The 13,360-nt window shown below is 66.0% G+C and carries 9 protein-coding genes, 1 tRNA gene and 1 pseudogene; 7 read left to right on the plus strand and 4 right to left on the minus strand.

The window, feature by feature from the left end:
- Positions 1-93: 93 nt before the first annotated feature.
- Positions 94-5,055, minus strand: coding sequence for a DUF7282 domain-containing protein (locus C489_RS09695; protein WP_006431064.1), 4,962 nt, complete (start codon positions 5,053-5,055; stop codon positions 94-96).
- A gap of 482 nt (positions 5,056-5,537) precedes the next feature.
- On the opposite strand from C489_RS09695, the gene C489_RS09700 reads away from it, so the two are divergent.
- From C489_RS09700 to C489_RS09710, 3 genes are read left to right on the plus strand one after another with little or no spacing between them, the layout of a single operon-like run.
- Complete coding sequence (locus tag C489_RS09700) at positions 5,538-6,125, plus strand: biotin transporter BioY (protein ID WP_006431065.1); 588 nt, start codon at positions 5,538-5,540, stop codon at positions 6,123-6,125.
- 7 nt (positions 6,126-6,132) lie between these two features.
- On the plus strand, positions 6,133-6,837 hold the full coding sequence (locus C489_RS09705) for an energy-coupling factor ABC transporter ATP-binding protein (protein ID WP_006431066.1): 705 nt from the start codon (positions 6,133-6,135) through the stop codon (positions 6,835-6,837).
- 58 nt (positions 6,838-6,895) lie between these two features.
- Positions 6,896-7,600: an energy-coupling factor transporter transmembrane component T family protein gene (locus tag C489_RS09710; RefSeq protein ID WP_006431067.1), complete on the plus strand. Its 705-nt coding sequence runs from the start codon at positions 6,896-6,898 to the stop codon at positions 7,598-7,600.
- Positions 7,601-8,239: 639 nt separating this feature from the next.
- On the opposite strand, the gene C489_RS09715 is transcribed toward C489_RS09710, so the two are convergent.
- A tRNA-Thr gene (locus tag C489_RS09715) sits at positions 8,240-8,313 on the minus strand.
- A gap of 112 nt (positions 8,314-8,425) precedes the next feature.
- A complete protein-coding gene (locus C489_RS09720; RefSeq protein WP_006431068.1) occupies positions 8,426-9,415 on the minus strand; it encodes a class I SAM-dependent methyltransferase in 990 nt (329 codons plus the stop codon).
- A gap of 228 nt (positions 9,416-9,643) precedes the next feature.
- Between C489_RS09720 and C489_RS09725 the strand changes: the two genes are divergently transcribed.
- The 3 genes from C489_RS09725 to C489_RS09735 all read left to right on the plus strand — a co-directional run bounded on the left by C489_RS09725 (position 9,644) and on the right by C489_RS09735 (position 11,875).
- On the plus strand, positions 9,644-10,072 hold the full coding sequence (locus tag C489_RS09725; RefSeq protein WP_006431069.1) for a Rieske (2Fe-2S) protein: 429 nt from the start codon (positions 9,644-9,646) through the stop codon (positions 10,070-10,072).
- A gap of 78 nt (positions 10,073-10,150) precedes the next feature.
- Positions 10,151-10,924 carry a diphthine synthase gene (dph5, locus tag C489_RS09730; protein ID WP_006431070.1) on the plus strand — a complete coding sequence of 258 codons (774 nt, stop codon included), beginning with the start codon at positions 10,151-10,153 and terminating at the stop codon, positions 10,922-10,924.
- 99 nt (positions 10,925-11,023) lie between these two features.
- On the plus strand, positions 11,024-11,875 hold the full coding sequence (locus C489_RS09735) for a hypothetical protein (RefSeq protein ID WP_006431071.1): 852 nt from the start codon (positions 11,024-11,026) through the stop codon (positions 11,873-11,875).
- A gap of 43 nt (positions 11,876-11,918) precedes the next feature.
- Here C489_RS09735 and C489_RS09740 read toward each other — a convergent pair whose 3' ends face one another.
- Positions 11,919-13,004: an alpha/beta fold hydrolase gene (locus C489_RS09740; protein WP_006431072.1), complete on the minus strand. Its 1,086-nt coding sequence runs from the start codon at positions 13,002-13,004 to the stop codon at positions 11,919-11,921.
- Positions 13,005-13,236: 232 nt separating this feature from the next.
- On the opposite strand from C489_RS09740, the pseudogene C489_RS22605 reads away from it, so the two are divergent.
- Positions 13,237-13,360, plus strand: a pseudogene (locus C489_RS22605) (aldolase); the annotation flags it as partial.

Below are 13,360 nucleotides of genomic sequence, written 5' to 3' on the forward strand. Positions count from 1 at the left end.
CGCGCGACTCTCCGTATCGACTGCTTCACGTCTCAGTTCCGTCGAGCGGTAGCGCTGTCCGTAAGCGGCGCGTCGGTGCCGAGGCGTCGGTTGCTATCCGGCACCGGCAGTTTCGTTTCCGGTATCCGTACTCCCCTCCGCTGGTCCGGCGGACTCGCCGTCGGCTCCCGAAGCCGTGCCGTCTGTCTCTGGCGCGTCCGTCGTCTCCGCCGGCTGTTCGCCCGGCGCGTCTTCCGCGGGCGGGTCGGCCGCACCCTCATCCCCGCCGTCGGGCGTCTCGGTCGGCTCGGACTCCCCCGGCGCGGTATCGGCTTCGTTGTCCGCGCCCGGATCATCCGATTGTGCCGACTCCGCCGGCGGCTCGTCGGTTGGCTCCGATCCATCGGGCTGCTCTGCCGGCGGCGCCGGCTCCGTCGGCTCGGCCGGCTCGTCCGTCTCACCCGTCTCCGTTCCGTCGCCCGGTTCCGCGGTACCGTCCGTCTCCGCGGTCGCCGGTGCGGTCGCTTCGATCGTCACCGACGCCTGCTCGTCGTCGGTCGCGATCGTGTGCGTTGAGGTCCCCTCGGGCAGCGGCGACGAGAACTGGATCTCGGCCGACTGCCCGCCCGCGAGCGTCACGGTCTCCTCGGCGATCGGCTGGCCGTCGACGCTGTAGGTCACGGTCTGGGTCCCCTCGAGATCGCCCTGGTTCTCGACGGTTGCCGTCACCGTCGCCTCCTCGCCGGGATCGCCGGTTTCGGGCGCTGCGATATCGGTCACGGCGAACGTCGCTGGCTCACCGCTTTCCTCGACGGTCACCGTCGTCTCGGCCGTCTCGTTCTCGCTCGAGACCGCGAGCGGGTACTCGCCGGGCTCGAGGTCGCCGGTCTCGTAACTCAGCGTGGCCGTCTGGATTTCGCCGGGCTCGAGCGTCACCGGCACCGACTCGCCGGGCCCACCGCCGACGGCGATCTCGATGTCTTGGGTTCCGGCTTCGTCACCGACGTTTTCGAGGTCGGCCTCGACCGTCACGGGCTCGCCCTGTTCGACCGGGCTGTTGGTCCCAGCGATCGAGACGTCGAACGTCGCGGGGTCGCCGCTCTCCTCGATGGTCACCGTCCCTTCGGCCGTCTCGTTGTCAGTCGCGACCTCGAGCGGGTACTCCCCGGGCTCGAGGTCGTCGGTTTCGGCCGTGAACGAGACGGTCTGGTTCTCACCGGCCTCGAGCGAGACGGATTCGGAGTCAACCGCGGTCTCGCCGACCGCGAGCGAGACGTTCTGGGTACCCGCGTCGCCGCCGGTGTTCTGCACGTCGGCCTCGACCGCGAGTTGCTCACCCTGTTCGACCGGACTGTTCGTCTCCGTGATCGAAACGTTGAATGCCGCGGGATCGGCCGGCTGGATCTCGCCGGCGGTCGGCGTTGCAGCGGTCACGGGCTCGTCGTAGCCATAGTTCGCGAAGTCGGCCTGCCAGACGAGCCGTTCGTCGTCGCTCTCGGGCGTCCACTCGACGGTGAACTCGTTCTCGCCGGGTGCTAACTCGGTCGGCGGCTCGTCGGTCGTGGTTCCCTCGACGAACTCGCTGTTCCCGCTCATCGTTTCGTTGTTCGGGTTCTCGTAGCCGAAGGTCACGTTGATGGCGTCACCGCCGTCGACGGGCGTCGTCTCCTCAACCGAGAGCGACGGCAGGTCCGGTCGTGCCTCCTCGGCGCACGTCCGCATGTCGGGGTTCGCGTAGTCGATCGACGCGAATGGGACCGCTTCCGGTGAACTGATCCCGGAGAGGTACGTCCCGAAGGTGCCGTAGTCGGGCACCTCGACGGTCACCTCGTCGCCGTCGGTCGTCACGTTGCGCTCGTCGCCGATCTCGAAGACGATTGTCCCGTTGAACGGAGCCTCGACGTCCTCGCCGATGGCGACGTAGTCTTCGATGATCGTGTCGCCGAAGCCGGCCTGATCGTAGAAACCCGTGCTCGCGGCGACCTGATCGCCGTCCTCGAGGGAGGCGTCGACAACCGCACGCGAACAGCTCGTAAACTCGACATCGAAGTCCGCGAGTTCGCCGTCGACTGTGTACTCGACGGAATCCGTCTCGAGGGCCGTTCCGTCTTCGGCCGCGACGACCGAGACGTTGAGCGTCGAATTCGCCTCGAGCGGCGGCTCGAGGTCGAACTCCGTCGGGCCGATCGTCTCGTTGGCCGCGAACGACTCGCTCTCGGCGAGTTGGGTCCCGTTTCCGTCGGTGATGGTCAGCGCGTACTCGACGGACGCGTTGGCCGAGGTGACGGTCAGCGTCTCGCCGTCGCCGGTCTGATCGGCGACCGAGAGGTTCGCCGTCGGCTCTCCGGGCTCCGGCTCGACGACCGCGTACTCGATCGACTCGTTTGCCAGTGCCGCGTCGTCCGCCGCGGCGCGAACGGAAACGTTGACCGTCGCGTTCTCCTCGAGGGGCGGCTCGAGGTCGAGGCGCTCCTCCGCGACCGTCTCGTTCGCCTCGAACTGTTCGCTGTCGACGCGTTCCCCGTCGTACTCGGCCGTCACGACGTACGGCACGGACGCGCTCGCCGCGTCGATCTCGAGGGTCTCGCCGTCTCCCTCCTGATCGTCGACCGACAGGGTTGCCTCCGACTCGTTGGGTTGCTCTTCCCCGATCGACTGCTCGAGGACGACAGTGCCGTCGCCGTCGAGCACGACGACGTCGTCTCCGGAGGCGTTCCAGACCGGGGTTTCGATGTCCCAGTGGAGGGTATCTTCCGTGTTCTCACCGGGACCCGTGATTACCGTGACGCTCTCGCTGGGTCCGAGGGTGAAGTCTTCGGGGAACGACAGCGGATCGTACCCCGCACCGTCGACGACCCCCTCGTCAATGCGGTCCTGCAGTGTCCACCCCGAGAAATCGAGTGTGCGGTTCCCCGTGTTCTCGAGGACGACGTACTCCTCCGTCGAATTCTCCTCCGCGACATCGATGTTGTAATCGACGGCAGTGAGCATCCCCTCGGCCTCCGGCGCGGAGTCGACGGTGTCGGTGTCGTTCGTCTCGTCGGTCACCGTCACGAACGCGGCGTCGAGCACTGGCGCTCCGTTGCCGGTGACGTACGGCACGTCGTCCTCGCCGTCGGAGTCGACGTAATCAAACGTCTCGTCGTCGTTCGTATCGTGATGGGCGACCGCCACGAGCGGCCCGCTCTCGTTCAGCGGCTCGTCGAGGTCGACCGTGACGTTCTCGTGCTCGCCGGCCTCGAGATAGCTCGAGACGCCGACGACGTCGTCGGGATCGGCGTCGACCGCGACGCCGCTGTAGACGGCGACGAAGCCGCCTTCCGAGAGCGACACGTCCTCGATCGTCACCTGTTCGCCGTCGCTCGTCTGATCGGCGACATCGATCGCGGCCTCGCCCTCGATCCGGTCGATCGTTTCGATTCGCTGGACGACCTCGACCTCGACGTACTGGGAGATTAAGGTCACGTCGTCGGTGTTCTCTTGAATCGCGTAGGCGGTCGCATCGGCCGCGGTCTCCGCCGTCACGGACTGGAGTTGCGTGATGCTGATCCGCTGGGACTGGACCGCTTGGGCCGTCTCCTCGCAGGCGCTCCGCGCCGCCGTCTGGATCTGCGTGATCGACGCCTCCTGCGATTGGACGAGCGCACCGCTCGCACCGCCGCTTGCGAGGCGCTGGACCTGCGTCACGTCGATGATCTGCGTCTGGGACACTGCTCCCTCGCTCGCCCCGAACGCGGCGGCCTGTACCTGCTCGACGGTGACTTCCTGTCGCTGGATCCCGCTGGTAACCGCGCCCTGTGCGGCCCCGGTCGCGGCGGACTGGACCTGCGTGACCGACACCGTCTGTCGCTGGACGAGCGCGCCGCCCGCACCGCCGTCAGCGGCGGCCTGAATCTGTTCGACGGTCGCCTCCTGACTCTGGGAAATCGCGCCCTTCGCCGCGCCGAAAGAGGCCTCCTGGACCTGCGTGATCGAGATTCGCTGGATCTGCTCGATGCTGACCGATTGGATCTGTTTCAGCGATCCTCGGCTCGCGCCGCGGGCCGTCGCTTGGGTTTGCTCGACCGACACCGCCTGTTCCTGAACGAGCGCGCCCTTCGCCGCCCCGGCCGCGGCCTTCTGAATCTGCTTGATCGTCACGCGCTGGCGTTGCTCGGCCTCGACGCGCTGTTCCTGCTCGAGCACCGCGTTCGCACTGCCCTCGAGCGAGCCGGCGGCCGCGCCCGCCGCCGCGTTCTGGACGTGCTCGAGTGTCACTCGCTGGCGCTGCTCGACCGCTATCGACTGGTACTGCGTCAGGACGCCGTAGGCCGACCCCTGTGCGGCTTCCTGAATCTTCGCTACCGTTCCGATATCGTTCGCGCCGGCCTCGCTCGCGGCACCCGCGGCCGCGCCGCTGGTCGCGACCTGTAGCTGCTCGACGCTCACGCGCTGACTCTGGGCGACCGCACCGTGTGCCGCGCCCCAGGTCGCGCTCTGCAGTTGGGTCGCGTTCACCGACTGCGATTGGGAGAGCCCGCCGCCGGTCGCGCCGCCGACCGCGTACTGGATCTGGGTTACGTTCGCCGACTGCTCCTGAATTAGCGCGCCGTGGACCGCACCCTTCGTCGCCGCTTGGACCTGCTCGGCCTCGACGGTCTGGTACTGGGCTGCCGATTCTTGCGCGCCCTCGAGCGCCGCCGCGCGCTGCTCTTGGGTCACCTCGACCCCCTGGGACTGCACGAGCGCGATCCCCTCGTCGACGCCGGTTTCGACGGCGTCCTCGCGGTCCCCTTGGGTCGCGACCTGCTCGTTCGTCCCATCTGCGCCAGTCGACTCGCCGTCCATCGAGGGCGACTCGAGCGATACCAGTTCGAAGTCCGAGTCAGCCGCCGGTTGGGTCCCCTGTTGGCTCCCGTTTTCCTGCAGCGTGGCCTGCGAACCGTCTTCGGTCAACGCTGCAGCGGCCGCGTCGGTGTCCTCGTCGTCCGCGCCGATCGGTCCGAGACCACCACCGAGTAGCGGCAGCGCGACGACGCTGCCGATCATCGCGGCCGCGATCAATACGACGAGGACTGCCGTTCGATCCCGCCCCATCAATCGCTCCCTCCGTCGCGGAGCGCACGCCCGTCACGGACCCGCCGTCGAACTGTCGTTCGGGTGCCGTCGACACCCCGTCGGAACGCCGGATCGTCCGTTTGATACTCCGAATTGCCGGTCGTCGTCCTACCGGATCCCATTTTCACACCACGGGGAGAAATTCGCGCATAAGGCCGCCGGTCGTTTCAGTTAGCGAACCGAGGCAACCCGCTCTTACTCCGTGTTTCACGATCGACCGGGAGCGAAAACGGCGAAGAGCGGTGTGCAACCGATCGTTTACCGCGCGGCCGCCGACGATCGAAACTGGCCGCGTAACTGGGAGGAAGCACGGTGTTTCGACCGCGTTCGAGCCCCGACCCGAACGGCACTGGCTCGAGCCGCGGTGACTCGAGCAACGGAGCCTCGAGAGACGTGTCAACGCTCGAGTCGATAATCTCGGAAACCGAAGTATTGATCCGGGTTTACGAGAGAGCGAGCGTATGGCAACGGAACGGAACGCGGTCGATCCAGTCGCCGACAACGTCGTCCGGCAGTTCGCGCGGGCGGCGATGCTCGCGGCGCTGATGGGGGCGTCGGTCGTGGTGTCGATCCCGATCCCCCTCTCGCCGGCACCGATCACGCTGCAGGTACTGTTCGTCTTCCTCGCCGGGCTCGTCTTGGGTCCGGTCTGGGGGCCGATCTCGGTCCTGTTGTACCTCGTGACGGGTGGCGCCGGCGCGCCGGTCTTCGCCGGCATGAACGGCGGAATGGGCGTCCTGATCGGGCAGACGGCCGGCTACCTGTGGTCGTATCCGGTCGTCGCGGCGCTGATCGGCCTCATCGTCCACCGCGGGACTGCGTTGCGCGATCTGCGGCGCGTTCGACTCCCGATTCTCGTCGGCGCGCTCCTCGTGGGAACGGTCGTCATCTACGCGATGGGGACGGCCTACATGGCGTGGCTCCTTGAGATGGCGGCCTGGGAAGCCATCACGGCCGGCGCGCTCCCCTTTATCCCCGGCGAACTGCTCAAGGTCGCCGCGGCTGTCGCCATCGTCCGGTCCGGTCAGATCACGCCGGTTCGCTCGTGACGACGCGATGATCGAGTTCCAGTCGGTCTTCCACGCGTTCGAAGACGTCCCCGTTCTCGAGGACGTATCGCTGACGATCGACGACGGCGAATTCGTCCTGCTCGCGGGGGCAAACGGCAGCGGGAAGACGACGCTGTTGCGCCACTGCAACGGTCTGCTAACCCCCGACTCCGGTTCGGTCCTCGTCGACGGGACGCCCGTCGCGGACGACCTGATCGCCGCCCGCTCGCGCGTCGGGATGGTCTTTCAACACCCCCGCGACCAGTTCGTCGCCGCCACCGTCGGCGCGGACATCGCCTTCGGTCCGGAGAACCTCGGACTGGAACGCGAGGAAATCAACCGCCGCGTCGCGGCCGCGCTCGAGGCGGTCAACATGACCGGTCGAGAGGACGACCGGATCGAGGCGCTCTCCGGCGGCGAGCAGTCCCGCGTCGCGATCGCGGGCGCGCTCGCGATGGACCCCACCCATCTCGTCCTCGACGAACCCTTCACCGGGCTCGACGAACCCGCGCGCCGATCGGTCCTCGAGCGACTCGAGTCGCTGTCGGCCGACGGCACCGGAATCCTGCTCGCGACCCACGACCTCCGAGACGTGTCCGCGCTCGCGGACCGCGTCATCGCCATGCGAGACGGGCGTGTCGCCGTCGACGGACCGCTCGAGGACGCGCTGGGGGACCTCGAAGACCTCGCGGTTCGCGTTCCGGACCGATGAACGAACGGGTTGAACCGCCGCGGCCAATGCGATCGACGCGGCCCGCGGGAGGGGAACGATGCTGACGTTCGAACCCGACGAGACGCTCGCTCACCGACTGGACCCTCGCACGAAACTGGCGGTCCAGATCGGGTTCGCTGCCACCGCCTTAGCACATACGACACCGCGGGCGCTGCTCGTTCTCTCCGCGCTGACCGCAATCGCGTTGGTCGCGGCGAACGTCTCGCTTCGCCGCACCCTCGTCGCCTACCGCTTTGCCCTGCTCATCCTCGCGCTCGCACCCCTGATCGCGGGGGTCGCGTTCGGTCCGCCCTGGATCGATCGATCGGACGCCGTCGCGTCGGGGCTAGCGAGCTACCGGGTCCTGCTCATCCTGCTCGTCAGCGCCGCCTACGTGCGTTCGACGCCGATTCGGGACTCTCGAGCGGCGATTCAGCGAACGATTCCCGGCAAACCGGGCCAGATACTCGGCGTCGGCGTCGGGCTCGTCTTTCGATTCCTCCCGGTGCTCCGCAGCGATCTCCGAACGATCCGCGAGGCGATGGCCGCTCGGCTGGGAACCGAACGCGGCGCGGTCGACCGCGCCGGCACGGTCGCCGTCCTTGGGCTGACACGGGCGTTTAACCGCGCCGATCGCCTCTCGCTCGCGTTACAGGCTCGCTGTTTCGCGTGGAACCCAACGCTCCCGCCGCTTTCCTTCTCGCGAGCGGACTATCCCGTCCTCGCTTTCGCCGTCGTCCTCGCGCTGTCGACGTTCTACTGACCGCGGGCACTCGGTTTCGAACTGCCTGCACCGATTCCCAGAGTCGCTCGAAGCGAATCTCTGTATAACTCGATCGACTGCTCCGCCGTCGTACTCGAGCCCCGTCGTTCCACATCAGCCATCGTATCGCAGAATCCTCGTTCAGTGCTATTTGTTATCGCCATATTTGATTTATCAGGGCTGTCGCCAGCTCTCCCATACTCGCAGACGAGACGGCAAAACCGGGCTGTACTCCGCAAATCGCCCCCAGACTAGCAGTTGCGATCGTCGCCGTCCTGTTCACGTGCCGTCTCACGCGGGACGAAGCCGAGACTCGAGCGATGTCTCGTACCGATCACGACAGTCCGCCTCTCAGTGCAACGGAGCTCGACGAAAGCGGACTGGCCACCAACTCATAGGGTCGGCTACTGAGAAGAACGTCGAAGTGCCGGTAGGCCGGTGGAGGGATTGTAAACCGCGGCCACAGCGAAACAGCTCCCTGATTCAAATCCGCCACGGCTCACTGTGCTCCTCGCAGGTGTTCGTCGCAAAAGGGGAGCCATGAGAATGAGGTTTGAACCTGCGGTTCGGACTGGTAGGAGACGTATTTCTGCAGGAAATTTCGAGACCCGCAGTAGAAGCTTTGAAACTGAGGAGTGAAGCCGGTGGAGGGATTTGAACCCTCGACCTAATCCTTACGAAGGATTCGCTCTGCCAGTCTGAGCTACACCGGCACGTCGCTTCGAGTGCGTTTATTCGTAGGGCCGATATTGGGCATAAGGGTTGCGAATCGATCCGGTCATGTGAGGGCGTTACGCGCCTCGAGAATCGAGCCCGGAGACCCGATTATCGCTCGAGTCGCACGTCCAGACAGACGTTCAGTTCGTGTGGGGCGTACGACCGGACCGTGTGGCGGGTTTCGACGGTGATCTCGTAGTCGGGTTCGGCCGCCGCACGGATTGCACGTTCACCGGGTCCGAAGGGGTCGTCCTCGTGTTGGATATCGTAATAGTGGATCGTACAATCGTCGCCGGCGAGGGTAACGGCCGACTCGAGGAACTCGCCGGCGCTGTGCGGGAGGTTCATCACGATCCGATCGGCCCAGTCTTCGTACCCGGTGGCGACTGTCCGAACGTCGTCGTTGATCGCGGTCACGCGGTCGGCGACCCCGTTTCGGCGCGCGTTCTCGCGGAGGTACTCGATGGCTTCGGGGTTGATATCGACGCCGATGCACTCCGCGCCGCGTTTGGCGAAGGGGACGACGAACGGACCGACGCCCGCGAACATGTCGAAGGCCTGCTCGTCGGCCGTCACCTGTTCTGCCACGCGGTGGCGTTCGGTCGCGAGCCGCGGCGAAAAGTAGACGTCGGCGAGATCCAGCAGGAACTCACACCCGTACTCGCGGTGGACGACTTCGGTGTTCTCGCCCGCGAGCAGTTCCCAGTCCCGGACCCGCGTCTCGCCTTTGACCTTCGAGGCCTTGTTCAACACCGTTTCGACGGGGAGATCGGACTCGAGGATGGCGTCGGCGATCGCCCGCGCGCGCTCTGGATCGTCCTCGTCGATGAGCGCGGCTCGCCCGAGTCGCTCGTAGGTGGGCTCGAACGCGAGGAGATCCGCAGGCATCGTCTGGCTCTCGCGCTCGGGAACCGTCCGCGGAACGATTTCGGGGTCCTCGAGGATCCCACTGGCACTGTCGGGATCGGCGATCGGAATGTAGATCCGGCCGTCCTCGACGGCGATTTCGTACCCGTCGTCGATCAGGTCCGCGTCGGCCAGCGCCGCACGCGTCGCTTCGCCGTGTTCGAGCGCGACGCGGACACACGGGACTTCCATAGTCGAACTGACCGGCGGCCCGCCGTAACGCTGACGTTTTCGCAGGCGACTCGAGCCCGATCACGATTCGTATATTGATAGTCGCTATACGAAATGTGAGCTGTTCGGGGAACGGTCGCGACTGTGGAGTGATGGTACCAAGCGCTCGAGAATCCACGCAACACCGCCCGCGTACCGGAATGGTACCATCGGATACGTTTTCCGTTCGGCGTGCGTACCCGTCTCGAAATGAGCGGACGGACGCGACTCACGACCGTCGAGACGGTCCACGAGAATCGGTCGTGGCTGTTCACGATTCGAGATCAGTACGGTGAACCGGACGAGGTGATCCTCGTTCCCTGCGAGGACGACAGTGGTGTCGAGGCCTGGATCAACCGCTGTACCCACGAGGCCCAGCGTCTCGATACCGGCCGGGGCGCGGCGATGCGCGACGGGCAGATCATCTGTCCGAAACACGGCTCGATGTTCGACTCCTGTTCGGGCTACTGCGATAACGGCGACGCTGCCGACACGACGCTGCCATCGATCGAGGTCACGGTCGACGACGGCGTCGTCTACCTGACTGAAGACGGCGTTACTTTCGCCCACGAAGGCGGGATCGACGACGAAACCGACGAGGACGACGGTCCTTCGTCGACATCGCACATCGGGTTCTGACCGCGGCGGCGAAGGGGCCCGACGCGGGGCGAGCACCGTCTCGAAAACGTATTCCGAGCGCTACGACTACGGGCGGCTATGCTCACGTTCATCGGCCTCGGTCTCTACGACGAGCGCTCGATCACCGTCGAGGGCCGGGACGCCCTGCAGGCGGCCGATCGCGTCTACGCCGAGTTCTACACCAGCAAACTGATCGGCACGACGGTCGACGACCTCGAGGCCGCCCACGACATCGAGATCGAGGTCCGGGACCGCGCGGGCGTCGAACAGGAACCCGACGACATGCTCGCGGCGGCCGAAACCGAAGACATCGCCTTCCTGACGGCCGGAGATACGATGATCTCGACGACCCACGTCGACCTGCGACTGCGGGCTCACGACCGCGGAATCGAGACGCGCGTGATCCACGGCGTCACTGCCCAGACCGCCACCAGTTCGCTGACGGGACTGCAGAACTATCGGTTCGGTAAGGCGACGACGCTGCCGTTTCCCTACGCCCACGGCGCGGACGGACTCCCCGCGAGCGTGACCGAAACGATCGACGACAATCAGGACGACGGACTACATACCGTCGTCTACCTCGATATCAAGGCCGAGCGCGAGGAGTACATGACCGCCGATGTCGGTGCGGAACTGATCGCCGAGGAGTACCCCGACCTCGCGGGCGTCGTCGTCGCCCGCGCGGGCAGTCCCGACCCGCTCGTCGAGGCCGGAACCATGGCCGAACTCGCGGACCGGGAGTTCGGCGATCCGCTGCACCTGCTCGTCGTTCCGGGCGAATGTCACCTGCTCGAGGCCGACGCACTGGTCGAACTGGCCGATGCGGACCGAGAGAGTCTCCGAATCGCCTGAGACCGTCGAGCCGCCGGTCGAAACTCTCCGTCTCGAGACGGTGTTCCGTTCGAAACCGAACGCCGGCAGATTTACGGCGGGGGCGGGAAAGGGTGGCCCATGAGCGGTCCGGAGGGCACGGACGACGCGACTCGCTTGGACGGGTCGGACACAGCCGACCAGCGGGGCGACTTCGATCGGGAGACGTTCGAGTTGGCCCGCGAGGAGCTTCGGACGACGTTCGACTATCAGGTCGAGCGCGTTCGGGAGATCGACGAGAAGGCCATCGAGATCCTGAAGGCGAACCTCCTGTTGATCGGGCTGGTCGTCACGGGTGGGTCGATCGTCGTCCAGACCGACCTCGACGTCGCGCCGTTCATCAACCTGTATACGATCGCCAGCGCGCTCCTCTTGTTGGTCTCGACCGGTCTTGCCGGGGTAACGTATACGGCTTCGAACCTCCGGGGCGGTATCGACGGTGACGCGGTCGACGCCGCGCTCGCGACGGCTCGAGTCGGTCCCGAAGCCGACGCGGACCGGTTCGAGGTGCGATTGCTTCGGAGCTACGGCCGGTGGATCGAGTACAACGCCCGGGTGACGGCGGTCAACGACATGTTCGCGACGATCACGGTCCTCATGGTAATCGCCTCATTCGTCTACGTCGTCGCCGGCATCGCGGCCGGCGCGCTCGGTCCGTCGACTCTCGTCTCGGCGGTCACCTTTCTCGCGCTTACGGCCGTCCTCCTGTGGCTCGGTGCCTTCGCGTACTACATGGATCACCTCGGCGCGAGCGACGACCGGTGGGAGGGCACGTTCGACGGCGTCAGGATTTCGAAGGGTGTGACCCGGGAACGGGGACTGTCGACGCTGCGATCGATGCGCAGCGAGGGAGCCAACGACGAAGCACAGGAGGAGCGAGCCGACGAAGCGCAAGCGGCGGACGCGGCCCCGGCACGAAACGCGAGGTCCTAGATCGGACGTCCCTGCAAATCGCGGCACTCACACCCATCCGGCCTCAGCCGTCCACGACTGACTCGAGCCGATCCAGAAAGTCCCCGGGGACTTCGACGTGGGGCGTGTGGCCCGTGTTCCCGAAGACGACCTCTTCGAACTCGCCGCCGCGGTCGGCGTAGTTCTCGAGGACGGCGCGGGTCTGATCGACCATCGGTTGGGGCGGGAAGACGTCCTCGCCGGGCCAGTCCGGCAGTTCGCCCATCCGTCCGAGCGTACCGAGATCGAACAGCGAGGCGTTCGAGACAATCTGGTCGGAATCGCCGCGGATCCACAGTACCGGCGGTTTCTCGTCGGGGTCGATTTCGGTGATTGCCTCGAGGTCGCAGAACTTGGGGGAGATGGCGTTGTTGACGCCCGTTTCGCCCGGGGCGATACCCGGCCAGTTGTCGCTCGGACTCGAAGAGCCCGGATAGTTCTCGTCGCCGGTCGCTGTATCGAGCATGCCCGTCAGATAGGATTCCTCGCGGTCGTCGTCGAACTCGTGGGTCGGATCGACATAGTAGGTGCGCAACACCTTTCGCGGGGAGGTCTGGCCCTCCTCGCTCCGGTCGCGGTTCTCGAGGCCCGCCACGAACCCGTCGTTGCCGATCCCGCCGCCGGAGCCGGCGTAGTCGTCGAAACAGGGCGTGCCCTCGGTGTCTTTCGTCCCGCCGAACCCGTACGGCGAGAGCGGGTTGACGAGGACGAGGTCGGAGACGGCCTCGGGGTGATCGATCGCGTACCGCATTGTGACCCCGCCGCCGTTCGACCAGCCCACGAGGACGAACGGCCTCGCGAGGTCGAGTTCATCCACCAGCGCGTGCAGATCGCCCTCGAAATCGCCGAGACCGTTCGTCGCGTCGACCGGTTTCGTCTCCGAATCGCCGTAGCCCCGCAGATCGGGTGCGATCGCGCGATGGCGACTCGAGAGCTCCGCCATCACGTCTTCGAAAAACCGCGAGGAAGAGACGTTTCCGTGGAGGAAGACGACTGTTTCGCCCTCGGCGTCGGCCCGATCGGATCCGCCAGACTCGAGGTAGTGGGTCTCGAGGCGGTCCGTTTCGACGGTTCGCGAGTCGACGCCAGCGAGGGTGTCGTCCCGAGGCATACCTGCCCCAATCACGGCGAGTGTGATAGGTGTCGGGATCGCCTTTACAACCGGAGTCGGTTCGAGCGCGATGGGACGGTACGTCTCCCGAATTCGTGATCGGCGACCAGTCGGACCGATCGGCCGCGACCGATGTCACTCAGTGAACACTGACGACATTAGTTCGAATTAAAGCATGCAGAAACGATTATATTCGAAAACAATTCATCACTGTATTCGAATGGTTCGGTGCATGAAAGCGTTCGACGAGACACCGATCAGTCGAAACGGGAAATCGCTCATCCTTGCCCACGACCACGGTCTCGAGCACGGACCGGCGGCGTTCGAAGGGGTCGAAGATCGGCTCGATCCGGAGA

Origin of the sequence: Natrinema versiforme JCM 10478 (genome assembly GCF_000337195.1) — an archaeon.
GTDB classification, from domain to species: Archaea; Halobacteriota; Halobacteria; order Halobacteriales; family Natrialbaceae; genus Natrinema; species Natrinema versiforme.